This is a genomic window from Azomonas agilis (assembly GCF_007830255.1).
Classification (GTDB): Bacteria; Pseudomonadota; Gammaproteobacteria; order Pseudomonadales; family Pseudomonadaceae; genus Azomonas; species Azomonas agilis.
Map to the genome: position 1 here is coordinate 144,969 of NZ_VLKG01000005.1, position 26,715 is coordinate 171,683.

At 53.8% G+C, this 26,715-nt stretch carries 29 protein-coding genes, 1 tRNA gene and 1 pseudogene; 19 read left to right on the forward strand and 12 right to left on the reverse strand.

Features of this window, described 5'->3' with window-relative positions; translation table 11 throughout:
- Positions 1 to 77 precede the first annotated feature (77 nt).
- Entirely contained in the window at positions 78 to 1,403 is a 1,326-nt protein-coding gene (gene phoR / locus LX59_RS08315) for a phosphate regulon sensor histidine kinase PhoR (protein ID WP_144571386.1), read from the reverse strand.
- 32 nt (positions 1,404 to 1,435) lie between these two features.
- The gene (gene phoB, locus LX59_RS08320) at positions 1,436 to 2,125 is read right to left on the reverse strand and encodes a phosphate regulon transcriptional regulator PhoB (protein WP_144571387.1); all 690 of its coding nucleotides are present in this window, start codon (positions 2,123 to 2,125) and stop codon (positions 1,436 to 1,438) included.
- Between the two features lie 145 nt (positions 2,126 to 2,270).
- Here phoB and LX59_RS08325 point away from each other — a divergent pair, with 145 nt between their 5' ends.
- Positions 2,271 to 2,666: a YkgJ family cysteine cluster protein gene (locus LX59_RS08325; protein WP_144571388.1), complete on the forward strand. Its 396-nt coding sequence runs from the start codon at positions 2,271 to 2,273 to the stop codon at positions 2,664 to 2,666.
- Positions 2,667 to 2,671: 5 nt separating this feature from the next.
- Here LX59_RS08325 and LX59_RS08330 read toward each other — a convergent pair whose 3' ends face one another.
- The 4 genes from LX59_RS08330 to LX59_RS08345 form a co-directional block, all read right to left on the reverse strand.
- Complete coding sequence (locus LX59_RS08330; RefSeq protein ID WP_246118714.1) at positions 2,672 to 4,612, reverse strand: DUF7844 domain-containing protein; 1,941 nt, start codon at positions 4,610 to 4,612, stop codon at positions 2,672 to 2,674.
- Positions 4,609 to 4,932 carry a DUF2388 domain-containing protein gene (locus LX59_RS08335; RefSeq protein WP_144571390.1) on the reverse strand — a complete coding sequence of 108 codons (324 nt, stop codon included), beginning with the start codon at positions 4,930 to 4,932 and terminating at the stop codon, positions 4,609 to 4,611. Before LX59_RS08335 ends, LX59_RS08330 begins: the two co-directional genes overlap by 4 nt.
- A gap of 127 nt (positions 4,933 to 5,059) precedes the next feature.
- Positions 5,060 to 5,434: an acyl-CoA thioesterase gene (locus LX59_RS08340; protein ID WP_144571391.1), complete on the reverse strand. Its 375-nt coding sequence runs from the start codon at positions 5,432 to 5,434 to the stop codon at positions 5,060 to 5,062.
- 162 nt (positions 5,435 to 5,596) lie between these two features.
- Positions 5,597 to 5,986 (reverse strand): acetyl-CoA sensor PanZ family protein, encoded by a 390-nt coding sequence (locus tag LX59_RS08345; RefSeq protein WP_144571392.1) that lies wholly within the window; start codon positions 5,984 to 5,986, stop codon positions 5,597 to 5,599.
- 119 nt (positions 5,987 to 6,105) lie between these two features.
- Here LX59_RS08345 and hisB point away from each other — a divergent pair, with 119 nt between their 5' ends.
- The 5 genes from hisB to hisF all read left to right on the forward strand — a co-directional run bounded on the left by hisB (position 6,106) and on the right by hisF (position 9,620).
- Positions 6,106 to 6,699 carry an imidazoleglycerol-phosphate dehydratase HisB gene (gene hisB / locus LX59_RS08350; RefSeq protein ID WP_144571393.1) on the forward strand — a complete coding sequence of 198 codons (594 nt, stop codon included), beginning with the start codon at positions 6,106 to 6,108 and terminating at the stop codon, positions 6,697 to 6,699.
- Positions 6,699 to 7,337: an imidazole glycerol phosphate synthase subunit HisH gene (hisH, locus tag LX59_RS08355; protein WP_144571394.1), complete on the forward strand. Its 639-nt coding sequence runs from the start codon at positions 6,699 to 6,701 to the stop codon at positions 7,335 to 7,337. Before hisB ends, hisH begins: the two co-directional genes overlap by 1 nt.
- 115 nt (positions 7,338 to 7,452) lie before the next feature.
- Positions 7,453 to 8,190, forward strand: coding sequence for a 1-(5-phosphoribosyl)-5-[(5-phosphoribosylamino)methylideneamino]imidazole-4-carboxamide isomerase (gene hisA / locus LX59_RS08360; protein ID WP_144571395.1), 738 nt, complete (start codon positions 7,453 to 7,455; stop codon positions 8,188 to 8,190).
- A 356-nt stretch (positions 8,191 to 8,546) separates the two neighbouring features.
- Positions 8,547 to 8,747 carry a hypothetical protein gene (locus LX59_RS08365; RefSeq protein ID WP_144571396.1) on the forward strand — a complete coding sequence of 67 codons (201 nt, stop codon included), beginning with the start codon at positions 8,547 to 8,549 and terminating at the stop codon, positions 8,745 to 8,747.
- 99 nt (positions 8,748 to 8,846) lie between these two features.
- Entirely contained in the window at positions 8,847 to 9,620 is a 774-nt protein-coding gene (gene hisF / locus LX59_RS08370; protein WP_144571397.1) for an imidazole glycerol phosphate synthase subunit HisF, read from the forward strand.
- Between the two features lies 1 nt (position 9,621).
- On the opposite strand, the gene murI is transcribed toward hisF, so the two are convergent.
- Genes murI through hemA form a run of 5 tightly spaced genes read right to left on the reverse strand, consistent with a single transcriptional unit; the run spans position 9,622 to position 14,365 of the window.
- A complete protein-coding gene (gene murI / locus LX59_RS08375; protein ID WP_144571398.1) occupies positions 9,622 to 10,419 on the reverse strand; it encodes a glutamate racemase in 798 nt (265 codons plus the stop codon).
- Complete coding sequence (locus tag LX59_RS08380; protein ID WP_144571399.1) at positions 10,412 to 11,167, reverse strand: molybdopterin-synthase adenylyltransferase MoeB; 756 nt, start codon at positions 11,165 to 11,167, stop codon at positions 10,412 to 10,414. Before LX59_RS08380 ends, murI begins: the two co-directional genes overlap by 8 nt.
- Positions 11,168 to 11,183: 16 nt before the next feature.
- Positions 11,184 to 12,011 carry a peptide chain release factor N(5)-glutamine methyltransferase gene (gene prmC / locus LX59_RS08385; protein WP_144571400.1) on the reverse strand — a complete coding sequence of 276 codons (828 nt, stop codon included), beginning with the start codon at positions 12,009 to 12,011 and terminating at the stop codon, positions 11,184 to 11,186.
- The gene (gene prfA, locus LX59_RS08390) at positions 12,012 to 13,094 is read right to left on the reverse strand and encodes a peptide chain release factor 1 (RefSeq protein WP_144571401.1); all 1,083 of its coding nucleotides are present in this window, start codon (positions 13,092 to 13,094) and stop codon (positions 12,012 to 12,014) included. It abuts the gene before it with no gap.
- On the reverse strand, positions 13,091 to 14,365 hold the full coding sequence (gene hemA / locus LX59_RS08395) for a glutamyl-tRNA reductase (RefSeq protein ID WP_144571402.1): 1,275 nt from the start codon (positions 14,363 to 14,365) through the stop codon (positions 13,091 to 13,093). The genes prfA and hemA overlap by 4 nt, the downstream gene beginning before the upstream one ends.
- Positions 14,366 to 14,539: 174 nt before the next feature.
- Here hemA and LX59_RS08400 point away from each other — a divergent pair, with 174 nt between their 5' ends.
- The 8 genes and pseudogenes from LX59_RS08400 (at position 14,540) to ychF (ending at position 21,048) form a co-directional block, all read left to right on the forward strand.
- Positions 14,540 to 16,267 (forward strand): tetratricopeptide repeat protein, encoded by a 1,728-nt coding sequence (locus tag LX59_RS08400; RefSeq protein ID WP_144571403.1) that lies wholly within the window; start codon positions 14,540 to 14,542, stop codon positions 16,265 to 16,267.
- A 3-nt stretch (positions 16,268 to 16,270) separates the two neighbouring features.
- Positions 16,271 to 16,888, forward strand: coding sequence for a lipoprotein insertase outer membrane protein LolB (lolB, locus tag LX59_RS08405; protein ID WP_144571404.1), 618 nt, complete (start codon positions 16,271 to 16,273; stop codon positions 16,886 to 16,888).
- Entirely contained in the window at positions 16,885 to 17,751 is an 867-nt protein-coding gene (ispE, locus tag LX59_RS08410; RefSeq protein WP_144571405.1) for a 4-(cytidine 5'-diphospho)-2-C-methyl-D-erythritol kinase, read from the forward strand. The genes lolB and ispE overlap by 4 nt, the downstream gene beginning before the upstream one ends.
- A 12-nt stretch (positions 17,752 to 17,763) precedes the next feature.
- Positions 17,764 to 17,838: transfer RNA gene (locus LX59_RS08415), tRNA-Gln, on the forward strand.
- A gap of 91 nt (positions 17,839 to 17,929) precedes the next feature.
- Entirely contained in the window at positions 17,930 to 18,871 is a 942-nt protein-coding gene (locus tag LX59_RS08420) for a ribose-phosphate pyrophosphokinase (protein ID WP_144571497.1), read from the forward strand.
- 94 nt (positions 18,872 to 18,965) lie between these two features.
- Positions 18,966 to 19,253: pseudogene (gene rplY / locus LX59_RS08425) on the forward strand (50S ribosomal protein L25); the annotation flags it as partial.
- A gap of 35 nt (positions 19,254 to 19,288) precedes the next feature.
- Entirely contained in the window at positions 19,289 to 19,873 is a 585-nt protein-coding gene (gene pth / locus LX59_RS08430) for an aminoacyl-tRNA hydrolase (RefSeq protein ID WP_144571407.1), read from the forward strand.
- Between the two features lie 74 nt (positions 19,874 to 19,947).
- Complete coding sequence (gene ychF, locus LX59_RS08435) at positions 19,948 to 21,048, forward strand: redox-regulated ATPase YchF (protein WP_144571408.1); 1,101 nt, start codon at positions 19,948 to 19,950, stop codon at positions 21,046 to 21,048.
- Between the two features lie 58 nt (positions 21,049 to 21,106).
- On the opposite strand, the gene serA is transcribed toward ychF, so the two are convergent.
- Positions 21,107 to 22,336, reverse strand: coding sequence for a phosphoglycerate dehydrogenase (gene serA / locus LX59_RS08440; RefSeq protein ID WP_144571409.1), 1,230 nt, complete (start codon positions 22,334 to 22,336; stop codon positions 21,107 to 21,109).
- A 184-nt stretch (positions 22,337 to 22,520) separates the two neighbouring features.
- Between serA and LX59_RS08445 the strand changes: the two genes are divergently transcribed.
- The 5 genes from LX59_RS08445 (at position 22,521) to LX59_RS08465 (ending at position 26,675) form a co-directional block, all read left to right on the forward strand.
- Positions 22,521 to 23,912 (forward strand): FAD-binding oxidoreductase, encoded by a 1,392-nt coding sequence (locus LX59_RS08445; RefSeq protein WP_211354836.1) that lies wholly within the window; start codon positions 22,521 to 22,523, stop codon positions 23,910 to 23,912.
- Between the two features lie 120 nt (positions 23,913 to 24,032).
- Positions 24,033 to 24,698, forward strand: coding sequence for a fumarylacetoacetate hydrolase family protein (locus LX59_RS08450; protein ID WP_144571411.1), 666 nt, complete (start codon positions 24,033 to 24,035; stop codon positions 24,696 to 24,698).
- A 200-nt stretch (positions 24,699 to 24,898) separates the two neighbouring features.
- Positions 24,899 to 25,177, forward strand: a complete 279-nt coding sequence (locus LX59_RS08455; protein WP_144571412.1) for a type II toxin-antitoxin system RelB/DinJ family antitoxin — start codon at positions 24,899 to 24,901, stop codon at positions 25,175 to 25,177.
- Positions 25,152 to 25,484, forward strand: coding sequence for a type II toxin-antitoxin system YafQ family toxin (locus LX59_RS08460; RefSeq protein WP_144571413.1), 333 nt, complete (start codon positions 25,152 to 25,154; stop codon positions 25,482 to 25,484). The genes LX59_RS08455 and LX59_RS08460 overlap by 26 nt, the downstream gene beginning before the upstream one ends.
- Before the next feature lie 129 nt (positions 25,485 to 25,613).
- Positions 25,614 to 26,675 carry an RNA-guided endonuclease InsQ/TnpB family protein gene (locus tag LX59_RS08465; protein ID WP_144571414.1) on the forward strand — a complete coding sequence of 354 codons (1,062 nt, stop codon included), beginning with the start codon at positions 25,614 to 25,616 and terminating at the stop codon, positions 26,673 to 26,675.
- Positions 26,676 to 26,715: the final 40 nt, after the last annotated feature.

Consider the following 26,715-nt stretch of genomic DNA (forward strand, 5'->3'; position numbering starts at 1 on the left):
GAACAAGATTTAATCAGAATGAGGGCAGGCTTAGATGAATGCAAGAGGTAGCTGCCCTCTGTGGCCGACGGAATCTGTTATGCCCTGATCGGTGTTGGGCTGGGGGTGCGGATCAGCATGTGCTCGGCAGGAAGATGACAGATAAAGGTGCTACCTTGGCCGGGTATGCTTTGAATTTCCAGCCAACCCTTATGCCGTAGCAGTACATGCTTGACGATGGCTAGCCCTAAGCCTGTGCCACCTGTGATGCTGGCACGGCTGGAGTCCACCCGGTAAAAACGCTCGGTCAGACGCGGCAAATGCTTATTGTCGATCCCGATGCCGTTATCTTGTACCGACAAATGGGCTCCTTGCGTATCGTGCCACCAACGGATGTAAATTTTGCCCTCGGAAGGGGTGTACTTTACGGCATTGAATACCAGATTAGAAAAGGCGCTGCGTAGTTCCGACTCACTGCCTTTAAACAGCAAATCAGGTTCGGCTTCTAAGATGAACTCATGGCCTTTGTCACTGGACAAGGATTGAGCATCGGTTTTGATGGATTGCAGTAGATTAGTAACCACTACGGGTTGGTTGCTGGCTGGATACTGGGTGGTTTCTAATTTGGTCAGGAGCAGCAAGTCTTCCAATAGATGGCGCATGCGCTCGGTTTGTTGCTCCATCCGTTGTAAGGGTTTGACCCAGCGCGGATTGACCTCATCGGCATGTTCCAGCAGGGTTTCCAGATAGCCGACAATCACAGTGAGTGGGGTGCGTAATTCGTGGGATACATTGGCCACGAAGTCTTTACGCATCTGTTCCAATGAATGTAAACGGGTAATATCGCGCACCAGCATCAGGTATTCGCCATCACCGTAGCGGGTAATGGTAAATTGCAGGTAGATGCGGTCGTTGATGGGCGAAGGCAATTCCAAGGGATCTTGGTACTGACCTCGATCGAAGTATTCTTTGTAGGCTGGATGGCGCACCAAGTTAGTGACTGTTTGGCCAAAATCTTGCGGGGCACGCAGGCCTAATAGGTGTTCAGCGGCTTTGTTGCACCATTCTAAATTGCCTTGGTGCATCACGATCACAGCATCCTGCAAGGCGGCGGTGGAGTCCTGAACACGGTCAATAATGGCTTGCAGATTGGCGCGTACCCGTTGCTCATGGCGTTGCCACTGGTAGAGCTTGTCGAACACTTCGGCCCACAGGCCAAAGCCTTCAGGGGGATGCTCCCCGGTATGGGTGCGTTTTAGCCAATTGTTTAAATGCAGCAGTTGTGACAACGTAATGACCAAATAGATGGCCAATCCTACCGTAAACGACCAACCATAATGTCCACTGATCAATCCCAGCAGCAGACAACATAGGGTCAGAATCAGCAGGCGACGTGCTAATCCCAGACGCCAATCTTGATTCACGGGTCATTACTCCTTGACTGAGGTGCTTCACTTCAGTTTTTAGTGGAAAAGCGGTATCCCGTACCGCGCACAGTCTGTACTAAATTCTCATAAGCCTCACCTAGGGCTTTGCGCAAACGACGGATGTGTACATCCACGGTGCGCTCTTCAACGTACACATTCCCGCCCCAGACTTGGTCTAGGAGTTGACTGCGGGTGTAGGCACGTTCTTGGTGGGTCATAAAAAATTGCAGTAAGCGGTATTCGGTGGGGCCCATTTCAGCAGGACGGCCATCAATGGTCACGCGGTGGCTGATGGGGTCGAGGATTAAGCCACCCACTTCTATCGGGCTTTCGTTGTCGATGGCTCCAGCGCGGCGCAGCACGGCTTTAAGGCGTGCCACCAGCTCCCGAGGGGAAAAGGGTTTGGTGATGTAATCATCGGCCCCAACGTCCAATCCCTGCACCTTGTTGTCTTCTTCAGCCTTGGCGGTCAGCATCACGATAGGGATATCCATCGTCATTTCATCGCGCTTCAGGCGGCGGGCTAACTCGATGCCGGAAGTACCCGGCAGCATCCAGTCCATAAGAATCAGATCCGGTTTACGATCAATCACCAAAGCGTGGGCCTGTTGTGCGCCCTCAGCCTCCAGACATTCGTATCCGGCCATCTCCAGCGCTACGGCGATCATTTCGCGGATCGGTGCCTCGTCATCGACGATTAGGATACTTTTGCCATTCATGGAAAAATTGCCTCAATACGTTTCTATTACGAGAATTAGATAACGAAATTATTGCAGCTATGTGACAGGTCGCCAGAAGCTCAACAAAGCACCTTAGCGATGGCTCAACCTAGAGCGCTATAATGCGGCTTTTTGAGCCCTTAGCATGAAACCTCGCTTAACGGCGGCTGCCGATCCCGAACGCTTAGAGACTTGGGCCCGCTACTACAATGGCCTGTGTCAGGGATGCCAAGCTATTTGCTGCACTTTGCCAGCAGAAATTCGTCTGAATGATTTAATTCGCTTGGGGGTGGTGGATGAGTTTGAGCGCGATGAACCGCTAAAAAACATTGCTCGGCGCTTGATGAAAGAGGGCGTGATTGAGCACTTTAATCAAAAATCCGGGCGCTTTACCCTGACGCGCCTGTCCAATGACGACTGTCTGTACTTAGATCGTAAAAGCCGTCTGTGCACCGTGTACGACAAACGCCCCGATACTTGCCGCAATCACCCCCAGATTGGGCCTCGTCCGGGATATTGCGCCTATCGTCCTAAAAGTTGATGGAATTAGGGCAACCTAAACCCTCCTTGTTTTTGATGTAAGTCGCGTAAATGCTGCGCAATGTGCGCCAAATTGGCCTCAATAGCTTCTAATTGCTTTAAGGATGAGCCATTCAGCAACTGCCGTACCTGTTGATCCAACTGTGTGCCCAAGTGTTTTAGGGTCTGTTGGCGTTGCTGTGTGGCTTGTTCTAAAGCAGTCCATTCGTCTGCTTGGGGAATACCGTAGCCAGAGCTTTCCAGCAGTTCTGCGGGGCGGCTGAGGTAACCACTGTTGGCCAACATAGCACGCAGGGTTTCGTCGGCTTGGTTCAATAGCTCTGCGTTTGAACTGCGGCTTAAATAGCGGTTTTTGACTTCATCGCGAGCCGCTAACAAACGTTGATAATAAGCGCCCTGTTCCAGCAGCAATAAGGCGGCACTGCTGGGCAGATCGGCTTGGGCGATCCAAGCACCGCGCTGGGCCGGTGTGAGCGCAAACCATGCCTCTAAGGTTTTTTCAGGTATTCCCAAGCGCTGCTGTAAAATTCCCAACATGCGCTCATAGCGCTCCCGGTAGGAGTCAAACCGATAGCCCAGTCGTAATGCTTCTTTAGGGTCGTCCAGTTTGCTGTAATCGGCTAACCCTCGTGTGTTCATCAGCTCTAACAAGCCATTGGGGAAGATATTGTCCAGCGTTTGCAGCTTAGGATGTTGGGTGCCGCTGCGCAGCAAGTTGAGGGTTTCCACCGCGCAGTTATTGGACAAAAAATAATAGGTGCCGTCGTAGCTCCAATGCAGCTCAATACTGCGCTGTACTAAATGCTGGATGTGGGTGCGCGAGAGTTTGAGCGGCACTGAAGCCAAACTGCGCAGCTCCATGCGGGTGTATTCTTCGATCACCTGATCTAAGGGCAGGATAAACAGGCGCGAAGGATATTCCCCCACCAAACCATCCCAGCTAGACAGCTGCACATCGTTGACAAAGGCTCGAAAGGACAACACCAGATGGTGACTCAGATCCAAACGACAGGCTGGCCCCAGTGGGCGATTGGGCGCACAGATCACTAAACGCAACATGCTGTGCCCCCAACGGCTGGCCCATTCCTGATTGGCTTCCGCAATCAGATAGTCCACCTCGTACACCCGTTGCGGATTTAAACGCAGCAAGGGTTTACGGCCAAAATCCTGACCGGCATTGATGAGGGGATAATCCTCAGAACAGGCTGGGTTTTTCGGTTGCCATGCAAAATGCTGCTGAAAGTAGCGATATAGGGATGGGCGGCGGCAGGCGTATTCGGGATCAAGCAAAAAATACTCAAGGTTGACCGCCACAAACTCGCGAGGATTGCTGAGTTCATAAATATCAGGGTTGCGGACTTGGTAGCCGTTTTCGGTGCTGCGTTGGCCACGTTGTCCGGGTTGCTGGTTCCAGCCCGCTAAATCTAATAACTGAGGGTCGTCGCTGAGGCTGTATTGGCGCTCGCTTTGAGTGCGGCAGGCTTCCGATATTCCTACCCGCCCTAAACGTTTGAGTTGCTGCTGGCAGTGGCTGTAGTGGCTTTTTTGCGGTTCGCTCCACAAGGCAGCACGATCGTAGAAGTGAGTTAGCTCATGGATCAGGGTCGCTACCAATTCTTGGTGCAGAGTACCGTGCTTGCGTCCTGTAGGGGTATGCAGGGCTGATCCATCAGCCAGTGTGGCTAGAAAGCCTCGGTTGAGTTCCAAATGATGAGTACGAGCTCGCCCGTACACCTGAGCAGGCAGATCATCTTGCCAGCTTACTGCTACCTTTTGATTCAAGCGCTGAATAAAGGTCGGAGGGAGTAGCCTATACACCTGAGCCAATAGCTGCTCGCTGGCTTGGCGCTGTACTGGAGTTAGTGAGCTGGCATCTGCCAGATATAAAGCTAATTCGGCCTGTATTGGGGGACTGACTAACCACAGTACCAGCCACCAAGCCCTCACAAAGATAAGATAGCTTCAGCTAAGGCGAGATCGGAAGTGGCACGGGCTTGGGGAAATTGCTCGCGCAGGGCCACAAGTGCTGCTTCTAAGCGCGCTCCTCGAACCGCGCCTTCCGTCGCCACAAAGCTGGCAGCATCATCGCGGGCTTCCATCACGACCTTCATGTCCCGCACGGAGGTGGTAGTGTCGGAAGTAAAGTCGAGGGTGCGGTCGGTGTAGCGGGTCATCATGTTGCTGCTGGCCTGTACACTGCGGGCATGCAGATGGGGGGCGGCGCATAAGCTAAGGAGCAACAAAGCCTGAATGAGGAAGAAGCGCATGTGAAACAACCCAAAATTCGACGTAAGGAAAGACAAGCATAGCGGTAACCGGTTCCCACTCGGTATCTGGCCTGTAACAGCTTATGGCTTTTACAGGCGCATCATAGAGTATGCTGCGTTAAGAATTTTAATCGCTGTTTTTGATTTCGGTAATACCGTGGGCTAGTGGGCGGCCTTGGTCATCCAGATTGACAAACACAATCTCCTCCACGGTAATGATTTCGTGCTGGGTGCTTTTATTGCGCATGCTGCATTTAACGGTGATAGAGCTCTTGCCCAGTCGAACTACCGCGCAGCCAATTTCAATGATGTCGCCCATTTTGGCCGGTGCATTGAAATTTATGCTGGACATGGCTTTGGTCACTAAATTGCGCGAGCCGAGTTGACAGAAGGCGTAGATAGCGGCTTCTTCATCAATCCAAGCCAGTGCTTTGCCTCCAAACAAATTGCCAGCCCCGTTTAAGTCTTCACCCTTTACCATTTTACGGCTTCTGTACTTCATACCAAGGCACTCCTGTGGTTTATCCGTATTTAAAGCATAAAGGGATTGAACGTATCCACTGAAGGGCATTTTAGTCAAAAAAATGTCCGCAGTTGTTCGTGGCTACTTAATAACGGTAGCCATAAACAATGAAGAAAGCGCGGGCTTGTTCGTACTTTGTCGTTAGGCTTTTTGTGCCCGCTCAATCAAAGCCAAGACTCCCAGCTCATTGCGTACGCCCTGAAGCTGCAAGGGAAATCCGGCTTCGGTAGCCAATCGAGTGGCTTCGTCCAGCAAGCGTGAGCCTACGCCCCTCCGCCGAGTCAAGGCACGGACACACAGGTGAGACAGAGTCCAATGGGTGGCTTCGGGTTTTAACACGGCGGCTCCCAAAAGGCGGCTATTAAAGCGCGCCCCAAGGAGATGGGTTGCCTGTGAGGCTTGTTCAATCAAGGTAGTGATAGATTGCTCAGAGGTCAGCAGTCCTTCGGGGGCATCCGCATAAATTTTGAGCAAATCCTGACGATCTTGCTCTGTCAAGTTTGGGCCAAGCAGTTCAACCACAACCGGCATGGGAGACCCCCATCGAAGGATAAAAAACCAGTGTACCCCGCGTTTAGCGGTGACGGTAGCCGCCTAGCAAGGGCCACGACTATAATTAGCTACTTTTTTAGCCACTGGTGGAGCAGTTGATGGCTGACCGTAAGGCACTTGTCGAGCGCAACACGCTGGAAACCCGAATCAAGGCCCAAATCAATCTGGATGGCACCGGACAAGCTCGCTTTGCCATTGGCGTACCCTTTTTGGAGCACATGCTGGATCAAATCGCCCGTCACGGCTTGATTGATCTGGACATTGAATGCCACGGCGATCTGCACATTGACGACCACCACACGGTGGAGGATGTGGGCATTACCCTCGGCCAAGCCTTTGCCAAGGCGCTGGGGGATAAGAAAGGCATCCGTCGCTATGGCCATGCCTATGTGCCGCTGGATGAATCCCTATCCCGTGTGGTAGTGGATTTCTCCGGTCGTCCCGGTTTAGTGATGGATATTCCCTACACCCGCGCCCGTGTTGGCACCTTCGATGTGGATTTGTTTCAGGAGTTCTTTCAGGGCTTTGTGAATCACGCCCAAGTGACCCTGCATATCGACAATCTGCGTGGCACCAACACCCACCACCAGATCGAAACCGTGTTCAAAGCCTTTGGTCGCGCGTTACGCATGGCCGCCGAGTTGGATGAGCGCATGGCCGGACAAACCCCCTCCACCAAAGGATGCCTGTAATGCAAACCGTCGCCGTTATTGACTATGGCATGGGCAACCTACACTCGGTTGCTAAAGCGCTGGAGCATGTGGGCGCAGGCCGTGTGCTGGTCACCAGCGATGCCCAAATCATCCGTGAAGCCGACCGCGTGGTATTTCCCGGTGTGGGCGCGATCCGCGACTGCATGGCAGAAATTCGTCGTTTGGGCTTTGATGCGCTGGTGCGCGAAGTCAGCGTCGATCGCCCCTTCCTCGGCATCTGCGTTGGCATGCAAGCCCTGATGGATCGCAGCGAAGAAAACGGCGGCGTGGACTGCATCGGTTTACTCCCCGGCCAAGTGCGCTTCTTCGGCAAGGGCTTGGTTGAGGATGGCGAGCACCTGAAAGTGCCGCACATGGGCTGGAACGAAGTCGAGCAAAGCCTCGATCATCCGCTCTGGCACAGTATCCCCAACAAGGGCCGCTTCTACTTTGTCCACAGCTACCATGTGCAAACGGACAATACCCGCCAAATCGTCGGGCGCGGCCACTATGGCGTGGACTTCGCTGCTGCTTTAGCGGATGGCTCGCGCTTTGCCGTGCAATTTCACCCCGAAAAGAGCCACACCCACGGCCTGCAACTGTTGCAGAACTTCGCCGCTTGGGATGGCCGCTGGTAAGGCGCTTTAGGCTGGACGCAAGAGGCTAGACGAGGATTGAGCCGCTTTTCCTTCAGCCTTTAGCCTTCCGCCTCCAGCGACTGTTTATCGCCCCGATTTTTAAGGACTGTTTCCCATGCTGATTATCCCAGCCATTGATTTAAAAGACGGTGCTTGCGTACGCCTGCGCCAAGGCCTGATGGACGATGCCACCGTATTTTCCAATGATCCGGTAGCCATGGCCGCCAAATGGGTGGAAGCCGGTTGCCGCCGCCTGCATCTGGTGGATTTGAACGGTGCCTTTGAAGGCAAACCGGTCAACGGCGAAGTGGTGACTGCCATTGCCAAGCGCTACCCCCATCTGCCGATTCAAATTGGTGGCGGTATTCGCTCGCTGGAAACCATTGAGCACTACGTCCGTGCGGGCGTGAGCTATGTGATTATTGGCACCAAGGCGGTAAAAGAGCCGGAGTTTGTCGGCGAAGCCTGCCGCGCCTTCCCCGGTAAAGTCATCGTTGGTTTGGATGCCAAAGACGGTTTCGTCGCCACCGACGGCTGGGCCGAAGTCAGCCAAGTACAGGTAATTGATCTGGCCAAGCGTTTTCAGGCGGACGGCGTGTCGGCCATCGTCTATACCGATATTTCCAAAGACGGCATGATGCAAGGCTGCAATGTGGAAGCCACAGCGGCCTTGGCGGCAGCTACCTCGATTCCGGTAATTGCTTCGGGCGGTATCCATAACTTGGGCGATATTCAGAAGCTGCTGGATGCTAAGGCTCCGGGGATTATCGGCGCGATCACAGGCCGTGCGATTTATGAAGGCACGCTGGATGTGGCCGAAGCTCAGAGCCTGTGTGATGGGTTTAAGGGCTAACCTCTCAACTGGCTAGCATATGTTTCAGTCGGCTTAGGAGTATGGGTTGCTGGGAATGTTAATGTTGACGCATCGCTCGAAGTAGAGTTTTCGAACGGAAACACCACTCCCTCTGTAGTTGCAGAACAGGAGAAGAAATCTATGAAGAGCAATAGCAGTTTTGCAAAAAGCGTAAAAGGTAGGGTCGCGGCGTCACTGGGGTGCCTGGTAGGTAGACTTTACTTCGAGCGAGATGCGGGCAGATACAGGAAAGTAACTCACCTAGGAGAGCGCCACGGGGGTTCGATTCCCCCATCCCCACCATTTTAGCTCTAACGCTGTTTGATGAACGTGACAGCGTACTGAAGGGTAAAGCCATGCATGATGAGTACGATTTCATCAAGGGAGAACGAGGCAAGTTCTACCACCCCAACATCAAACTCAATCTGCCCGTTTACCTTGATGATGAAGTACAAACCCAATTGACAGAGTTAGCCAAAGCGAAGGGCGTTGAGCTGTCGTTCCTTGTGAATGCTTTGCTTAAAAAAGACATCGAGCTGATCCAGATGGCGCGCTAATCGCCGCACTCTGTATGACTGATGGACAAAACTCTATTCCCAGCCTTTTCCATTACGGCTTAACGCTGACCGCTTACAGCTCTTTTTCGGAGAAAAAGCATGGCCCTTGCCAAACGCATCATCCCCTGCCTTGACGTGGACAATGGCCGCGTGGTCAAGGGCGTTAAGTTTGAGAACATCCGCGATGCCGGTGATCCGGTGGAAATCGCGCGGCGCTACGACGAGCAAGGCGCGGACGAAATCACCTTCCTTGACATCACCGCCAGCTCGCAGGGCCGCGACACCACCCTGCATACGGTAGAGCGCATGGCCAGTCAGGTGTTTATTCCCCTGACCGTGGGCGGTGGTGTGCGTACCGTGCAGGACATCCGCAACCTGCTGAATGCGGGCGCGGACAAGGTCTCCATCAACACCGCTGCGGTCTTTACCCCGGAGTTTGTCGGCGAAGCGGCGGCGCGCTTTGGTTCTCAGTGCATCGTGGTGGCTATTGATGCCAAGCAAGTCTCTGGCCCCGGTGAAACACCGCGTTGGGAGATTTTCACCCACGGTGGCCGTAAGCCTACGGGCCTTGATGCGGTGGAGTGGGCGCGCAAAATGGAAGGCTTGGGCGCGGGGGAAATCCTGCTCACCAGTATGGATCAGGACGGTATGAAGCGCGGTTTTGATCTGGGCGTGACTCGTGCAGTCAGCGAGGCGGTGGGGATTCCAGTAATTGCTTCCGGTGGCGTGGGCAACCTCGATCACTTGGCGGCGGGCATTCTGCAAGGCAAGGCTGATGCAGTCTTGGCGGCGAGTATTTTCCACTTTGGTGAATACACAGTGCCGGAAGCCAAAGCCCATATGGCCGCCCAAGGCATTGTAGTGCGCTGGTAACTCAGTCGTAACAGGCGAAGATGGGGCAACTTTCGCCCCACAGCTTGGGCAGAATATGGGCTGTCTGCGCGGTATCGCCGGTACTCCAAAAGCGCACTGAGGCTGGAATGCTGCCATCGGCTAGGGCTTCGCGTTCAGATAATACTTGCTGTAAACGGCTGGCCACCGCTGCGCCAGTGTCAATCAGGCTGACCGAGGGTGGCAAAATCTGTTGCAACAGGGGTTTGATAAAGGGGTAGTGGGTGCAGCCGAGAATCAGGGTATCGCAGCCTATAGCCAGCAGAGGAGCGGTCAAACGCTCCAGTAGTTGACGGGTTTTCGGGCCATCAAGCTGACCTTCTTCGATTAACTCCACCAAACCGGGACAAGGCTGGGTGAGGATGCGTGTAGAGCCAGAGTAGCGCTCCAGCAAGGCGGCAAAACGGGCGCTGTTCAGTGTCCCCGTGGTGGCCAGCACCCCGACCACGCCCGTTTGTGTGTGGGCGACCGCCGGTTTTAGCGCAGGCTCCATGCCCACCACCGGCAATTGCGGATAATGGGCGCGCAGATCATTCACTGCCGCCGCCGTTGCCGTGTTGCAAGCCACCACCAGCGCTTTAGCACCCTGCTTTAGCAAAAACTCAGTGATGCGCTGGCAGCGTTGGCGGATGTAGTCAGCGGATTTTTCGCCATAGGGTACGTGGGCGCTGTCAGCCAGATAGAGCAGAGACTCCTGCGGCAAGCGCTGGTGAATCTCCCGCAATACCGAAAGCCCGCCCACTCCAGAGTCGAACACGCCCACCGGCGCATTATTAGCCATGCGCTACGCCACACACCGGACACTGCGGATCACGCGGGAAGCGCAGCTCACGGAAGCGGCTGCTCAATCCATCAATCAGTAACAAGCGGCCCACTAAGGGTTCGCCAAATCCGGCCAGCAGTTTAAGAGCCTCCAAGGCTTGTAAGCTGCCCACCATCCCCACCAAAGGGCCAACTACACCGGCTTCGCTACAGGTTAAGTCGGCTTCAGAGCCTTCACCGTAGAGGCAGTGATAGCAGGGACTGTCGTCGCGGCGCGGGTCAAATACCGACAGTTGGCCTTCCAAACGAATGGCGGCACCACTGACCAGCGGGCATTTCAGTTGGACGCAGGCTTGATTCACCGCTGCACGGGTGCCGAAGTTGTCGCTGCAATCCAGCACCAAGTCCACCGCTGCGATGGCTTGGCTGAGGCTGTCTTCGTCCAGAGCACGGCGATGTGGAACAAGTGTGACCAACGGGTTAATGGCCGTCAGGCGGGCGATGGCTGAGTCTACCTTGGGTTGGCCAAGTTGCTGGCTATCGTGCAGCACTTGGCGTTGCAGGTTGGTGAGATCGACTTGATCGAAATCAGCCAAATGCAGCTCACCCACGCCCGCTGCTGCCAAATAAAGGGCCACTGGCGATCCCAAACCACCCAAGCCGACAATCAGCACCTTAGCGGCCTTGAGGCGCAGTTGGCCTTGAATGTCGATCTGAGGGAGCAGAATCTGGCGGCTGTAGCGCAGTAATTCTTGATCGTCGAGCATGGGCTTCTCCGGCAACTTATAGGTACTGACCGAGGCTGATGCGCTCGTGTCCGCCTAAATCTCGGCGGCTTTCCACCGCCTTAAAGCCTCGCTCTAGCAGCAGTTGGCGTACCGCAGCAGCTTGGTTGTGGCCATGCTCCAACAGCAGCCAGCCTTGGGGCTCCAGATAGTCCGGGCTTTGGGTGATGATCTGGCGCAAATCATCCAGACCATCAGTGCCTGATACCAAAGCGCTGACCGGCTCAAAACGTACATCACCCTGAGCCAGATGCGGGTCATCAGCTTCAATGTAGGGCGGATTGCTCAGAATGCAGGCAAAACGCTGACCACTCAGGGCCGAAAACCAGTGGCTGTGGATAAAACGCGCATTGTCCCGTTTTAGGTTGTGGCGGTTGCGCTCGGCCAGTGCCACAGCCCCCTCCATACAATCCACGCCCATGAGTTGCCAAGCGGGTCGCTCAGTTGCTAAAGCCAAAGCAATGGCTCCGGTGCCCGTGCCCAAATCCAAGGCTTTTAGCGGCGCAGTGGGCAGCAGGCTGAGTGCAGTCTCCACCAACAACTCGGTATCGGGGCGCGGAATCAGGGTGCAGGGTGCAACCTCTAACTCTAGACTCCAAAAACCCTGTCGGCCAATGATGTAGGCAACCGGCTCTCCCGCTTGGCGGCGGCAAATGCGTTCGGCAAAGAGCGCAGCCACCTCAGCGGGAACCTCTTTTTCCGGCCAGGTGCGTAAGTAGCTAGCAGGCTTGCCCAAAAGGTCGGCCAGCAGCCATTCCCCATCCACCCGGGCACTGGGCGAATCTGGGAGTCGAACACTGTTGAGTAAGGCTTGAATGCTGGACATTCAGTCGCCCAACGCGGCCAGTTGGTCGGCTTGGTATTCGTTGAGCAAGGGCTCAATCACCGCCTCTACACCACCCGCCATCACATCATCCAGCGCGTACAGAGTCAGGTTGATGCGGTGATCGGTGACGCGGCCTTGGGGGAAGTTGTAGGTACGAATGCGCTCGGAGCGATCCCCCGAACCGACCAGCAAACGGCGGGTGTCAGAAATTTCTTTATGCGCCGCCGCGTCCTGCATGTCTTGTAAGCGGGCCGCCAGCCACGCCATCGCCTTCGCACGATTTTTGTGCTGTGAGCGCTCCTCCTGACACTCCACCACAATGCCGGTAGGCAAGTGGGTAATACGAATGGCAGAGTCGGTTTTGTTGACGTGCTGACCACCCGCACCCGAAGAGCGGTAGGTATCCACCCGCAAATCAGCGGGATTAATGGAGATCGCTGCTTGTTCGTCCGGCTCTGGCAGCACAGCTACGGTGCAGGCCGAGGTGTGAATACGGCCTTGGGATTCGGTTTCCGGTACACGCTGTACCCGATGAGCGCCGGACTCAAACTTGAGTTTGGCGTAAACGTTGTCGCCTTCGACCCGCGAAATAACTTCTTTGTAGCCGCCGTGCTCGCCCTCGTTTTCCGAGAGCACTTCCACTCGCCAGCCTTGGCGTTCAGCGTAGCGCGAATACATGCGGAACAGGTCGCCGGCAAAAATCGCAGCCTCATCACCGCCGGTTCCAGCCCGTACCTCTAGGAATACGTTGCGCCCATCGTTGGGGTCTTTCGGCAGTAATAGGCGTTGGAGTTGGCTTTCTAACTCCAGCAGCTCCTCTTTGGCGCTGGCGATTTCTTCGGCAGCCATTTCTCGCAAATCAGGATCGCTGTCTTTGAGCAGGCTTTGGGCTTCGGCTAAGTTGTCTTGGACTTGGCGCAATTGGGTATAGGCCTGAATGACCGGCTCAATATCCGCGTACTCCTTGGAGTAGGTGCGAAAACGGGTTTGGTCACTGATGATTTCTGCATCGCCTAACAGTGCGGTGAGCTCTTCAAAGCGGTCTTGCAGTAAATCCAGTCGGTTCAGTAAAGAGGCTTTCATGGTGACTTCAGCTCGCCCTCATTCAGGGCAAAAAGCTCTTGGGCCATCATCAAAGCTTCGATGCGGCCTTCGGCAGAGAATTTTTTTAACTGCACGCTGGGAGCATGCAGCAGTTTGTTGGTTAGGCCGCGCGCAAGGCTGGCCAGTACCTGTTCTGGGCTGTTGCCTGCGGCCAGCAGACGCTGGGCCTTTTGCAATTCTTCGTCGCGTAACTGTTCGGCTTGGCGGCGGTAAGCTTTGAGTACGTCTACAGCGGCTAGCTCGCGCAGACGCAGCATAAATTCTTCTGCCCCGGCATTGACCAGTTTTTCGGCGGCTTGGGCGGCTCCTTGGCGACTTTTCAGGTTTTCGGCCACCACTTCATGCAGGTCGTCCACGGTGTAGAGGTAGACATCGGCCAGTTCCCCTACCTGTGGTTCAATGTCGCGTGGCACGGCGATATCGACCATAAACATGGGCTTATGTTTGCGTTGTTTTAACGCCTGCTCGACCGCACCCTTACCCAAAATGGGCAATTGGCTGGCGGTGGAGCTGATCACAATGTCGCTACCGGCTAATTCCTGAGGAATATCGGATAACAGCACGGCGCGGCTGCCTTCAAACTGCTCGGCTAAGGCCACGGCGCGCTCCAAGGTGCGGTTAGCCACCACTAGGCGTTGAATGCCCTGTTCATGCAGGTGACGAGCGACTAGGGTGATGGTTTCTCCCGCGCCGATCAGTAAGGCTTGGCTGCGTTTTAGGTCGCTGAAAATTTGCTTGGCAAGGGTGACTGCGGCGAAGGCCACCGATACTGGGTTTTCACCGATGGCAGTGTCAGTACGCACGGCTTTGGCGGTACTAAAGGTGGCTTGAAACAAGCGGCCTAAGCGTGGGCCGATGGTGCCGGTTTCTTGGGCGGTGGCGTAGGCGGTTTTCATTTGCCCTAGGATTTGCGGCTCACCCAAGACCAAGGAGTCCAAGCCGCAGGCGACGCGCATCATGTGCTGTACCGCTTCTTGGTCTTGGTGGATGTAGGCGCAGGCCTGTAAATCCTTAAGCTGCAACTGATGGAATTGGGCCAGCCACGCCAAAATAGCGTCCGCGTCAATGACTTCCTGCTCAAGGTACAGCTCGCTGCGGTTGCAGGTAGACAGAATCGCCGCCTCGCGGGTAGGGGCTGTACCACAGAGTTGGCGCAGAGCCTCGGCGATTTGTTCGGGGGTAAAGGCTACCCGCTCGCGAACATCGACGGAAGCTGTCTTGTGGTTAATACCAAGCGCAATGAAAGCCATGCCAGACCTGAGAGAAAAACGACGGCTGATTGTCCTACTTCATTCGAACAAGAACAACCGCCTGTATTGAGTGTCTGATTGAACTATGGGTTGACAGCACTATTCTCATGGGCTTGCCTGATAGCTTGTGTCATCATGCTCAAACTGCCTCTCTAAGCCGTGCGTTGCCTTGTCATGAAAAAACTTCTTGCCTTGACCTTTGCCCTGCTCATGGGTGCTTGTCGCCCCCTGACACCGCCTGCCTCTCATATTCAGGAGCAGAGTACGTCGGCAGAGCCTGTGAAACAGGCTGCCCCTGCGGCCCCACAGGCACCCTTTACCCGCGATACCCTGTATTCGTTGTTGGTGGCGGAACTGGCCGGTCAGCGCAATCGCTTTGATATTGCATTGGCCAATTATGCACAGCAAGCTCAGACGACCCAAGATCCAGGTGTTGCAGAGCGTGCCTTTCGGATTGCCGAATACTTAGGTGCAGATCAGGCGGCCTTAGACACCAGCTTAATCTGGGCCCGTAGCGCGCGCGACAATTTAGACGCCCAGCGCGCTGCGGCGGTTCAATTAGCGCGGGCGGGGCGTTACGAGGAATCCTTGGTGTTTATGGAAGAGGTGCTCAAGCGCCAAGGGGACTCGCACTTTGACTTTTTAGCCCTCTCAGCGGTGCGTACCGATGCGGCCACGCGGGCAGGCTTACTGCAAAGCTTTGAACGCTTGCTGCGTAAATACCCAGACAATCCGCAGTTGGTGTTTGGTAAAGCCATCTTGCTGCATCAAGACGGTCGTTTAGAGCAGGCCTTGGATCTTCTTGAGCGGCAGAATAAAACTCAGGCTCCGGTTCCTTCGATACTGCTTGAGGCGCGCTTGTTTCAGGAGCTGGGGCGCAACGATAAAGCCCTATCACTGCTGAATACCAGCCTAAAGCAGCAGGATGATCGCCGTTTGCGCTTGGCCTATGCGCGTCTGCTGATTGAGCAAGGAAATTTACAGGCCGCCATTGCAGAATTTAGCACTCTGTTGCAGCAAAACCCGGACGATGATGATTTACGCTTTTCGCTGGCTCTTGTGTGTTTGGAGGCTCAGGCTTGGCAAGAGGCTATTGTGTACTTGGATGAGCTGATTCTGCGCGGTAGTCATGTCAGTGCCGCGTATTTCAACTTAGGCCGCGCCCGTCAAGCCCTCAATGAGCCTACTGAAGCCCTAAAAGCCTATGCACAGGTGCCAGTGGGCAGTAACGAATATCTGGCCGCTAAAGCCTTGCAGACGCGCTTGTTATTGGCTTCAGGAGGGGAGAAAGAGGCAACTCAGATGCTTAGCCAAGCCCGTGAGGAGCAGCCCGATTACGCCATCCAACTCTACTTGTTGGAAATTGAGGCCTATACCGATCAAAAACGTATTACTCCCGCTTGGCAGTTGGTACAGCAAGGACTCAAGGACTTTCCCGAAGACCTCAACCTAATCTACACCCGAGCTATGTTGGCTGAGCGGCGGGACGACTTGGGGCAGTTAGAGCGTGATCTACGTTTTATCATTGAACGTGAGCCTGAAAACGCTATGGCCCTTAATGCCTTAGGTTATACCTTGGCCGATCGCACTAACCGCTTAGACGAAGCTTCGACACTGATTGAGCAGGCTTATCAAATCAACCCAGAAGATCCGGCTATTTTGGACAGCATGGGTTGGGTGCGCTACCGCAAAGGCAACCCCAAAGAGGCTGAGCGCTGGCTGCGGCGCGCCTATGAGCAGTATCAGGATGGCGAAATCGCGGCCCACTTGGGAGAGGTGCTCTGGATTCAGGGTAAACGACCAGAGGCCCGTGCCATATGGTCACAAGCCGCTAGCCAAGATCCAGACAACAGAATACTTAAAGAAACCCTGAAGCGCTTGACGGGCTCGGAGAAACCCTAAGTGATGCCCCTACGTCATTGGCTGCTGATCAGCGTCTTGCTGTGGTTGACCGGCTGTAGCCTGTTTGTACCCAAAGAACAGCTTGAGGGTGCCGGTAACCCCGAGTTATGGCAGCAACACCGCGAGCAGGTAAGCCGTATTGATAGCTGGCAAATAAATGGCAAAGTGGGCATTAAAGCGCCACAAGACTCGGGCAGCGGTACGGTATTTTGGGTGCAGCGCCTTGATTACTTCGATCTGCGTTTATCCGGCCCCTTAGGGCGTGGTGCGGCCCGTTTGACCGGTCGTCCGGGTGCCGTATTGCTGGAGATTGCAGGCGAAGGCCGTTTTGATGGGAACACTCCAGAGTCTGTGTTAGAGGCCCGCTTAGGCTGGCGATTGCCTGTATCCCACCTGCTGTGGTGGATTCGAGGGCTGCCCGTTCCTAACCTACCGAGCCAGTTGAAGCTCAATGCTGATAGCCAATTAGCCAGCTTGGAACAAGAGGGTTGGTCAGTGGTTTTTTCTGAGTATAAAACGCACCAAGGCTATGTGTTGCCTGAGCGCGTCAAGTTAGAAGGCCAGAATTTAAGCGTTACCTTTGTGATCAAGGAGTGGCAACCACGCCAGCTGTATCCATGACCCATCTAAGATTGCCTGCTCCCGCCAAATTAAACCTGATGCTACACATTCTTGGCCGTCGGCCTGATGGATACCATGAGCTGCAAACCCTATTTCAGTTTCTGGATTACAGCGATGAGCTAATTTTTAGCCCCCGCAGCGATGGGCAAATCCAATTGCTGACCGATTTGCCCGGTGTGCCTTCCGATAGTAATTTGATTGTTCGGGCGGCGCGTTTGCTGCAACAGGCCACGGGTTGTACTCAGGGCGCGGATATTCAATTGGTTAAACGCCTACCCATGGGCGGTGGTATTGGCGGCGGTAGTTCTGATGCGGCCACGACCTTGCTGGGCTTAAACCATTTGTGGGGATTAAATCGCTCTTTGGCCGAGTTAGCCGAGCTGGGGTTGAAATTAGGGGCGGATGTTCCTGTTTTTGTGCAGGGTCAAGCCGCTTTTGCTGAGGGGATAGGGGAGCGATTAACTCCGGTTGAGCTGCCAGAGCCTTGGTTTTTAGTCGCAATTCCGCCGGTTTCTGTGAGTACTGCAGAAATTTTCTCTGCTCCAGAGTTGACACGCAACACTCCGGCCAGTACAGTGCGCACCGTTCTCAAGTGTGGTGGTCGAAACGACTGTCAGCCTGTAGTGGAAAAGCGATACCCAGAAATAAGTAACGCTTTGATCTTGCTGAATAAATTTACTTCAGCTAAGCTGACGGGAACAGGTTGTTGTATATTCGGAGCCTTCTCCGAAGAAGCCGAAGCAAAAGCTGTATCGGCGCAACTTCCAGAAGACTTGCCAAGCTTTGTGGCACAGGGTTGTAACGAGTCTCCGTTGCATACTGCGCTCAAGGCACAGATTGAGATCAGCAGTTATCTTGGATAACTGAATCGATACAGGGGCGTCGCCAAGCGGTAAGGCAGCAGGTTTTGATCCTGCCATGCGTTGGTTCGAATCCAGCCGCCCCTGCCATATTCCCGAAGCTGTTCAAAAATCGGTGGTATGCCGGGTTTTGAGCAGCTTTATAGTTTACGACCCCAATCTCAGCCGGCAGGTACTGCGCATGTCCAAGATGATGGTCTTTACGGGGAATGCTAACCCCGATTTGGCCCGGCGTGTCGTGCGGCAATTGCACATTCCCCTCGGTGATGTCTCTGTCGGTAAATTTTCCGACGGTGAAATCAGCGTAGAAATCAATGAAAACGTTCGGGGTAAGGACGTTTTTCTGATTCAGCCCACCTGTGCGCCCACAAACGACAATCTCATGGAATTGGTGGTGATGGCTGATGCCTTCCGCCGTTCTTCCGCCTCGCGTATCACAGCGGTAGTGCCCTACTTTGGCTACGCCCGTCAAGATCGCCGTCCACGTTCCGCCCGTGTGCCTATTAGCGCCAAAGTGGTGGCGGATATGCTGGATGTGGTCGGAGTGAATCGCGTGCTGACCGTTGACCTGCACGCCGACCAAATTCAGGGTTTCTTCCATATTCCGGTGGATAACATCTACGGCTCCTCGGTACTGGTGGATGACATTCAAGACCAGCGTTTTGAAAACCTGATGATTGTCTCCCCAGATATTGGTGGTGTAGTGCGAGCGCGGGCGGTAGCTAAATCCCTAGGTGTGGATCTGGCTATTATCGACAAGCGCCGTCCTAAGGCTAACCAGTCGGAAGTGATGCACATCATCGGTGATATCGAAGGCCGTACCTGCATTCTAGTGGATGATATGGTGGATACCGCCGGTACCCTGTGCCATGCGGCTAAAGCGCTGAAAGATCACGGAGCGGCTAAGGTGTATGCCTACTGCACGCATCCTATCTTGTCCGGTCGCGCCGTAGAGAACTTGGAAAAGTCAGTGCTGGATGAGTTGGTAGTGACCAATACCATTCCGCTGAGCCCCGCTTCTCTGGCCTGTGGACGCATTCGCCAGCTGGATATTGCTCCAGTAGTGGCTGAAGCGGTGCGTCGTATCAGTAATGAGGAATCCATCAGCGCCATGTTTCGCTAAGGGCGGGCGCTGTCCGGGGCTGTATTTAGCCCCTTTTGAAGCTCGGATGTTGGTCGCGAACAGACCGAGCGTTGTTTTATCTGGGAGAATAACCATGACCGAATTTACTCTGAATGCTGAAGTGCGTTCTGACCTGGGGAAAGGTGCGAGCCGCCGCCTGCGTCGTAACGCTAACCTAGTTCCTGCCATCATTTACGGTGGTGACAAAGAGCCTCAGTCCATCAGCCTGCAATTTAGAGACGTGACTAAACTGGTTGAATCCGATGCCGCGTTTAGCAGCGTGATCGAGCTAAATGTTGCTGGTAGCGTTGAGAAAGTGACCATCAAAGCTATGCAACGTCACCCGGCTAAAAACTTTGTAATGCACATCGACTTTTTGCGTAGCAACTAAGTTCGATTAGCACTAGGAGCCCCTGCATGACGGCCCTGCAGCTCATTGTCGGTTTGGGAAATCCCGGCCCGGAATACGAGCAAACTCGGCACAATGCAGGGGCTTTGTTCGTCGAAGAGCTGGCCCGTCAACAGGGGGTTAGCCTCAATAAAGAAGCTAAGTTTTTTGGTTTTACGGGGCGTTTTAATCATCAGGGACGCGATGTGCGTCTGTTAATCCCCACCACCTTTATGAACCGCAGTGGTCAAGCGGTGGCCGCCTTGGCAGGCTTTTACCGTATTCCTTTAGAGGCCATCTTAGTGGCCCATGATGAACTGGATATGCCGCCCGGCGTAGCCAAGCTCAAAACTGGGGGTGGGCACGGTGGCCATAACGGTCTGCGTGACATCATCGCCCACATGGGTAACCAAAATGGGTTCCATCGCCTACGTTTAGGCATCGGCCATCCAGGGCACGCCAGTCAGGTATCCAACTATGTGCTGGGCAAAGCACCTCAGGCTGAGCGAGCGCTCTTAGAGCGCAGTATTGAAGCCGCTTTAGAGGTCATGCCCGAATTGTTAGCGGGTGATTGGACGCGCGCCATGCATCGGTTACATACCCAGAAAGCCTAAGCCTCAGGTATTAGGGGCGACTTTCCCTCCGATTCTCTCTAAAATTTGGCCTTTTCCGCACAGGATGACAGCTCATGGGATTCAATTGCGGCATTGTTGGCTTGCCCAACGTCGGTAAATCCACCCTGTTTAACGCCCTCACCAAATCCGGTATTGCGGCAGAAAACTTCCCTTTTTGCACCATTGAGCCTAACAGCGGCATCGTCCCTATGCCCGATGACCGTTTGGAAGCTCTGGCCGCGATTGTGAATCCTGAGCGTGTACTCCCGACTACTATGGAGTTTGTGGACATCGCTGGATTGGTGGCTGGAGCTTCCAAGGGTGAAGGCTTGGGCAACAAATTTTTGGCCAACATCCGCGAAACCGATGCCATTGCTCATGTGGTGCGCTGTTTTGAAGACGATAACGTGATCCACGTTTCCAACAGCGTTGATCCTAAGCGGGATATCGAAATCATCGACCTCGAACTGATTTTTGCTGACCTCGATAGCTGCGAGAAGCAACTGCAAAAAGTCACCCGCAACGCCAAAGGCGGCGATAAGGAAGCCTTGGCGCAGAAAGCTATTCTTGAGCGGCTTATCCCCCACTTCACAGAAGGTAAGCCCGCGCGTAGCCTGATGAAGAACATGAGTGCTGAAGAAAAAGCTGTGATCCGTGGCTTTCATCTGCTGACCAGTAAGCCGGTGATGTACATCGCTAACGTGGCGGAAGAGGGCTTCGAGAATAATCCGCACTTGGATGTGGTGAAGGCCATTGCCGCAGAGGAAGGCGCGATCGTAGTGCCTGTGTGCAACAAGATCGAAGCCGAAATCGCCGAGCTGGACGATGACGAGGAAAAACAAATGTTCCTCGAATCTATGGGTATGGAAGAGCCGGGTTTAAATCGGGTGATTCGTGCCGGTTATCAGCTTCTGGGTCTGCAAACCTACTTTACCGCTGGGGTGAAAGAGGTGCGCGCTTGGACGGTGAAAATCGGAGCCACTGCACCTCAAGCAGCGGCGGTGATCCATACCGACTTTGAAAAAGGCTTTATCCGCGCTGAAGTAGTCGCCTACGACGATTTTATTCAATACAAAGGCGAGTCAGGGGCTAAAGAAGCGGGTAAATGGCGTTTGGAAGGTAAGGAGTACATCGTGAAGGATGGGGATGTGATGCATTTCCGCTTCAACGTCTGAAGGCATGAAGGAATCAGGGGGAAGCCTCTGCTTCCCCTTGATTGGGCTATAGCCGAGTTTAGAACAGCACGCGGGTACGAATAGTGCCTTTCACCTCTTGCAGCTTATGCAGCGCCAAGTCGGAATAGGCGGCATCCACGTCAATCACCACGTAACCCACTTTCTCGTTGGTTTGCAGGAATTGGCCGGAGATATTGATGCCATTTTCCGCGAACACACGGTTAATTTCACTCAAGACACCGGGGATATTCTGGTGAATGTGCAGTAAGCGGTGTTTGCCCGGATGCGAAGGCAGAGCTACCTCAGGGAAGTTGACCGAAGACACCGAAGTACCGTTATCGCTGTATTTGACCAGCTTCTCAGCGACTTCTAAACCGATGTTGGCTTGGGCCTCAATGGTTGAACCACCGACATGCGGGGTCAGAATCACATTATCAAAGCCACGCAGCGGGCTGATGAATTCATCATCGTTGGAGCGCGGTTCAACGGGGAATACGTCAATGGCTGCACCCAGCAAATGCTTGTCGGCCAGAGCGGCGGCTAGGGCTTCGATCACCACCACCGTACCGCGTGAAGCATTGAGCAAAATGCCGCCTTTCTTCATGGTGCGCAGTTCTTTTTCGCCAATCATCCACTTGGTGGACGGCAGCTCAGGCACATGCAGGGTCACGATATCACTTTGGGCTAGCAGTGCATCTAAGCTGGGGGCTTGCACCGCGTTACCCAGCGGCAGCTTGGTTACTACGTCGAAGAACACCACGTGCATACCCAAGCCTTCCGCCAATACCGAAAGCTGAGTGCCGATAGAGCCATAACCCACGATACCCAGGGTTTTACCCCGAATTTCGAAGGAGTTGGTAGCGCTTTTCAGCCAGCCACCGCGATGGCAAACGGCGTTGCGCTCAGGGATGCCGCGCAGCAATAGAATGGCCTCAGCCAGTACCAGCTCAGCCACGGAGCGAGTGTTAGAGTAAGGTGCATTGAAGACCGCGATACCCCGCTCACGGGCAGCGTCCAAGTCCACTTGGTTGGTACCAATGCAGAAGCAACCGACGGCGATCAGCTTTTTCGCGGCATCAAATACTTCTGCTGTTAGCTGAGTACGTGAGCGAATGCCGACAAAGTGCGCGTCGGCGATTTTTTCCTTCAGCTCGGCGTCGGGCAGGGAGCTAGTGATGTATTCGATGTTGGTATAGCCAGCCGCCTTGAGGGTATCAACAGCGCTTTGGTGTACACCTTCAAGGAGGAGAAACTTAATCTTGCTCTTATCGAGAGAGGTTTTGCTCATCTGCGAGGAACCTTTTGCAAAGTCTAAAAAGACGGTGGTGTCCGACGGAGGCTGGCCAGTGGCATGGTACGGCAGGCGGGGCACCTTGTTTGAGTCCGTATGCTAGCATAGGCGACCCTAGATTCACTCCTCTGTAGCCTGAAGGCTGTTCAGGGTGAACATGAATTTCATGAGAGTTCCCAGCATGATTGACCCCAGCCTGATCGAATCCCTCAAATCATTGGTTGAGCCCGGTAAGGTACTAACCGATGCCAGCTCCCTCGAAGCCTACGGTAAAGACTGGACTAAGCAATTTCCGCCGGCTCCTTCTGCCATTGTATTCCCTAAAACCATCGAAGAAGTACAGGCCATTGTGCGCTGGGCTAATGCCCATCAAGTAGCGCTAGTGCCTTCGGGTGGCCGTACCGGGTTGTCAGCCGCGGCGGTGGCTGCAAACGGTGAAGTAGTAGTGTCCTTCGACTATATGAACCGGATTTTGGACTTTAACGAGTTTGACCGCACGGTGCTTTGTCAAGCCGGTGTGGTAACGGAGCAACTGCAAAATTTTGCTGAAGAAAAAGGGCTGTATTACCCGGTGGATTTTGCCTCTGCTGGTTCCAGCCAAATTGGTGGCAATATCGGCACTAATGCCGGTGGGATTAAAGTAATCCGCTACGGTATGACCCGTAACTGGGTCGCCGGCTTGAAAGTAGTCACCGGTGCAGGCGAGATACTGGAGCTAAATAAGGATCTGGTGAAAAACGCCACCGGCTACGATCTACGCCAATTGTTTATCGGTGCCGAAGGCACTTTAGGCTTTGTAGTCGAAGCCAGCATGCGCTTAGAGCGCACGCCGAAAAACCTAACCGCTATGGTATTGGGTACGCCCGATTTAGAAGCCATCATGCCGGTGCTGCACGCCTTCCAAGGCCGCATTGATCTGACCGCTTTTGAGTTCTTCTCCGACAAAGCACTGGCCAAGGTTCTGGCTCGTGGTGACGTGCCCCCTGCCTTTGAAACTGACTGCCCTTACTACGCCTTGCTGGAGTTTGAAGCCAGCAGTGAAGCCGTCACCGAGGCTGCCTTAGAGCTGTTTGAGTATTGCATGGAGCAAGGCTGGGTGTTGGATGGAGTGATGAGCCAAAGCGAGCAGCAGCTCCAGAATCTGTGGAAGTTGCGCGAATACATCTCAGAAACCATCTCCCATTGGACACCCTATAAAAACGATATTTCGGTCACTATTGCCAAGGTTCCAGCCTTCTTGAAGGAAATTGATGCCATCGTTGGCGAACAGTACCCAGATTTTGAGATCGTTTGGTTCGGCCACATTGGTGATGGCAACCTGCATCTGAACATCCTGAAACCGGATGCCATGCCCAAAGAAGAGTTCTTTGCCAAGTGCGCTACGGTGAATAAGTGGGTGTTTGAAACTGTGCAGAAATACAACGGCTCCATCTCCGCCGAGCACGGCGTGGGCATGACGAAGCGCGACTATCTAGGCTACAGTCGCTCCGCTGAAGAAATTGCGGTGATGAAAGCGATTAAAGCCGTTTTTGATCCTAAGGGGATTATGAACCCCGGCAAAATCTTCGCCTAACAAGGATATAAAAGAAGGGGTTTTAGCCTATCGGCTGAACTCCATAACTCGGCCAGACTGGCTACCCCGGATGGCTTTCGTGTGTCTAGCGACTCCCTTGGAGTCTTTTCAGGAGCCCGTATGAGCTACAAGCATCAATACACGGATGGCACCCCGATCCACTTTCCCCTCGGCAAAGTGGTTTGTATCGGGCGTAATTACGCGGAACATGCCAAAGAACTGAATAATCCTGTGCCTACTGAGCCACTGTTGTTCATCAAGCCCGGTAGTTGTGTCGTGCCTTTGGAAGGCGGCTTTAGCATCCCTAAAGATCGTGGCACGGTGCATTATGAGGCTGAGATTGCGGTGTTGATCGGCAAACCTTTGTCCCCGCATCCTAACGAAGAAGAAGTGCTGGACGCTATTTCAGGCTTTGCTCCTGCTCTGGATCTGACCCTGCGTGACGTACAGACCAAACTTAAAGAAAAAGGCTACCCTTGGGAGCTGGCCAAAAGCTTTGATGGAGCGGGCGTATTAGCGCCCTTTGTACCCAGTAGTGCTATTAGCGATCTGGAGAACATCGGCATTCGTTTGAGCATCAACGGTGAGGTGCGCCAAGAGGGGAACAGCCAAGACATGATTACCGGTATTTTGCCGCTGATTCAGTACATTGCGGGTCATTTTAGCTTAGTACCTGGCGATGTGATTTTGACGGGAACCCCTGCCGGTGTCGGCCCCTTAAATCCGAATGATCGCTTGGTGTTAGAGCTGACAGAGGTATCGAGCTTTAGCGCTCAGGTGCTGTAAGTTTTGGTGTAACTAAAGCCCATAGAGGGTAGCTACTCTCTGTGAGATTGGTGCTCAGCTTTATGCTCTTTCTCCCCGCTCTTCGCCTCTTCGATAAACTCAGAGTTCAGAGCGGGGCCTTCGTGTAATGGTGGTGGGTATTTTTTATCTTGTATCTCTTTTGATATACAATTTAAAAACACTTCATTTTTGGAGGCAGTATGGCCACCAATACCTCTATGTTGCACATCCGTGTTGATGAGGATACTAAAGCCCAAGCCAGTGCTGCTTTTGACGCTATGGGCATGAGCATGTCGGAAGCGGTACGTATTTTTTTGCGGCGCGTGGCTAGGGATCAAGCATTTCCTTTAGAGCTAAAGGTTCCTAACGCAAAAACTCAGGCGGCGATGGCTGAAGCAGAGCAGATAGCTCAAGCGCGCAAAGCCCGTTTTAAGTCGGCTGACGATCTGTTTGATGACCTCGAAAAAAATAGCCAGTAATAAAGGGGCTGCATTGCCGCGTACCTCAGATTACTCCAAAACCTTTTTGAAGGATTGGGAGCGTCTTTCACGCTCAGGTCGCTTTGATCTAAACAGGCTTAAAGAGGCTATGGTGCTACTTGTCGCCAACGATGGGTCATTGAGTGCTGAGTGGTTAGATCATCCTCTAAAAGGGAATTGGGATAGCTATCGTGAATGCCACATCGGAGGTGATTTTTTGCTGATCTACCGAATCGTTAAAGACTCTAAGGTAGAGCAGATCATTTTCGTGAGAGCTGGAACCCACGCCGATTTATTTGATGAGTAAACCCCAAGGCTGAATTCAGCGAACATCTTATCAGTCTTGCGCGAAAAATCCCGTACTTTAGTACGGGGATGGATAGCGCGGGAGGCGTAGCCTCCCTAAAGGGGGTCTTAATTCAGTGAGCATTGACCTATGAAACAGACCAAGACCCTCAAAGTTCGGGTTCGAGATAAGCATGCTCCGCTCCTTCAGCAGATGGCTCGGAGTGTGAACTTTGTCTGGAACTACCTGAACGAACTCAGCGCCCGATCCATTCGGGAGCGGGGTCGGTTTTTGTCTGCCTTTGACCTGCATCCTTACACCAAAGGCGCGAACAAAGAATTGGGGCTGCACTCTCAAACCTTACAAGAGATTGCCCGCGAATACGTCACGCGCCGCAAGCAGTTTAAAAAGTTGCGCCTGAACTGGCGCAAATCGGGCGGGGTTCGGCGTTCGCTGGGCTGGATACCCATCAATACCGGCGCGGCACGCTGGAAGAACGGGCAGGTCTACCACAATAGCTATTACTTCAAAGTGTGGGACTCCTATGGCTTGAGCCAATATCAGTTCCGTTCCGGCAGCTTTAACGAAGATGCCCGAGGCCGCTGGTATTTTAATGTAGTGGTTGAAGTGGATACTGCTGTTCCAACAGGTCAGGATAAGATCGGCATCGACTTAGGCTTAAAAGACACGGCCACCTGCTCCGATGGCACGAAACTGGAAGCGGGGCGTTTCTACCGTGATTTAGAGCCCAAACTGGCCATTGCCCAACGCGCCAGAAATAAAAAGCGCGTGCAGGCAATCCACGCCAAAATCGCCAACCGACGTAAAGATGCACTACACAAATTCACGCGGCAACTGGTGAACCGTGCCGGTGCAATCTACGTTGGTAATGTGAAATCTTCCTCACTCACTCAAACCAAGATGGCCAAATCCGTACTGGATGCGGGATGGGGCCTGCTCAAAACCATGCTGGAATACAAGTGCGCGGGCGCAGGCATTGTTTTTAAAGCAGTGAACGAGGCGTACACCACCCAAACCTGCTCGAATTGCGGCGCATTGCCCGATTCAAGGCCGAAAGGTATCGCAGGACTTGGAATAAGAGAATGGACATGCAGCGCCTGTGGTGTCAGGCACGACCGCGATATCAACGCGGCTAAGAATATTCTCGCGGTCGGGCATGGCCGTCCAGCAGTGGGAATCCCCGTCCTTTAGGGCGGGGAGGATGTCAAGTGCTGCTATAGCTTGAGGCCTA

What these genes read in the sequence shown, in the direction of transcription:
- phoB (WP_144571387.1), bottom strand. Translation starts at nt 2,125, where the DNA reads ATGAATGGCAAAAGTATCCTAATCGTCGATGACGAGGCACCGATCCGC.
- LX59_RS08325 (WP_144571388.1), top strand. Translation starts at nt 2,271, where the DNA reads ATGAAACCTCGCTTAACGGCGGCTGCCGATCCCGAACGCTTAGAGACT.
- LX59_RS08335 (WP_144571390.1), bottom strand. Translation starts at nt 4,932, where the DNA reads ATGCGCTTCTTCCTCATTCAGGCTTTGTTGCTCCTTAGCTTATGCGCC.
- LX59_RS08340 (WP_144571391.1), bottom strand. Translation starts at nt 5,434, where the DNA reads ATGAAGTACAGAAGCCGTAAAATGGTAAAGGGTGAAGACTTAAACGGG.
- LX59_RS08345 (WP_144571392.1), bottom strand. Translation starts at nt 5,986, where the DNA reads ATGCCGGTTGTGGTTGAACTGCTTGGCCCAAACTTGACAGAGCAAGAT.
- hisB (WP_144571393.1), top strand. Translation starts at nt 6,106, where the DNA reads ATGGCTGACCGTAAGGCACTTGTCGAGCGCAACACGCTGGAAACCCGA.
- hisH (WP_144571394.1), top strand. Translation starts at nt 6,699, where the DNA reads ATGCAAACCGTCGCCGTTATTGACTATGGCATGGGCAACCTACACTCG.
- hisA (WP_144571395.1), top strand. Translation starts at nt 7,453, where the DNA reads ATGCTGATTATCCCAGCCATTGATTTAAAAGACGGTGCTTGCGTACGC.
- LX59_RS08365 (WP_144571396.1), top strand. Translation starts at nt 8,547, where the DNA reads ATGCATGATGAGTACGATTTCATCAAGGGAGAACGAGGCAAGTTCTAC.
- hisF (WP_144571397.1), top strand. Translation starts at nt 8,847, where the DNA reads ATGGCCCTTGCCAAACGCATCATCCCCTGCCTTGACGTGGACAATGGC.
- murI (WP_144571398.1), bottom strand. Translation starts at nt 10,419, where the DNA reads ATGGCTAATAATGCGCCGGTGGGCGTGTTCGACTCTGGAGTGGGCGGG.
- LX59_RS08380 (WP_144571399.1), bottom strand. Translation starts at nt 11,167, where the DNA reads ATGCTCGACGATCAAGAATTACTGCGCTACAGCCGCCAGATTCTGCTC.
- prmC (WP_144571400.1), bottom strand. Translation starts at nt 12,011, where the DNA reads ATGTCCAGCATTCAAGCCTTACTCAACAGTGTTCGACTCCCAGATTCG.
- prfA (WP_144571401.1), bottom strand. Translation starts at nt 13,094, where the DNA reads ATGAAAGCCTCTTTACTGAACCGACTGGATTTACTGCAAGACCGCTTT.
- hemA (WP_144571402.1), bottom strand. Translation starts at nt 14,365, where the DNA reads ATGGCTTTCATTGCGCTTGGTATTAACCACAAGACAGCTTCCGTCGAT.
- LX59_RS08400 (WP_144571403.1), top strand. Translation starts at nt 14,540, where the DNA reads ATGAAAAAACTTCTTGCCTTGACCTTTGCCCTGCTCATGGGTGCTTGT.
- lolB (WP_144571404.1), top strand. Translation starts at nt 16,271, where the DNA reads ATGCCCCTACGTCATTGGCTGCTGATCAGCGTCTTGCTGTGGTTGACC.
- ispE (WP_144571405.1), top strand. Translation starts at nt 16,885, where the DNA reads ATGACCCATCTAAGATTGCCTGCTCCCGCCAAATTAAACCTGATGCTA.
- LX59_RS08420 (WP_144571497.1), top strand. Translation starts at nt 17,930, where the DNA reads ATGTCCAAGATGATGGTCTTTACGGGGAATGCTAACCCCGATTTGGCC.
- pth (WP_144571407.1), top strand. Translation starts at nt 19,289, where the DNA reads ATGACGGCCCTGCAGCTCATTGTCGGTTTGGGAAATCCCGGCCCGGAA.
- ychF (WP_144571408.1), top strand. Translation starts at nt 19,948, where the DNA reads ATGGGATTCAATTGCGGCATTGTTGGCTTGCCCAACGTCGGTAAATCC.
- serA (WP_144571409.1), bottom strand. Translation starts at nt 22,336, where the DNA reads ATGAGCAAAACCTCTCTCGATAAGAGCAAGATTAAGTTTCTCCTCCTT.
- LX59_RS08445 (WP_211354836.1), top strand. Translation starts at nt 22,521, where the DNA reads ATGATTGACCCCAGCCTGATCGAATCCCTCAAATCATTGGTTGAGCCC.
- LX59_RS08450 (WP_144571411.1), top strand. Translation starts at nt 24,033, where the DNA reads ATGAGCTACAAGCATCAATACACGGATGGCACCCCGATCCACTTTCCC.
- LX59_RS08455 (WP_144571412.1), top strand. Translation starts at nt 24,899, where the DNA reads ATGGCCACCAATACCTCTATGTTGCACATCCGTGTTGATGAGGATACT.
- LX59_RS08460 (WP_144571413.1), top strand. Translation starts at nt 25,152, where the DNA reads ATGACCTCGAAAAAAATAGCCAGTAATAAAGGGGCTGCATTGCCGCGT.
- LX59_RS08465 (WP_144571414.1), top strand. Translation starts at nt 25,614, where the DNA reads ATGAAACAGACCAAGACCCTCAAAGTTCGGGTTCGAGATAAGCATGCT.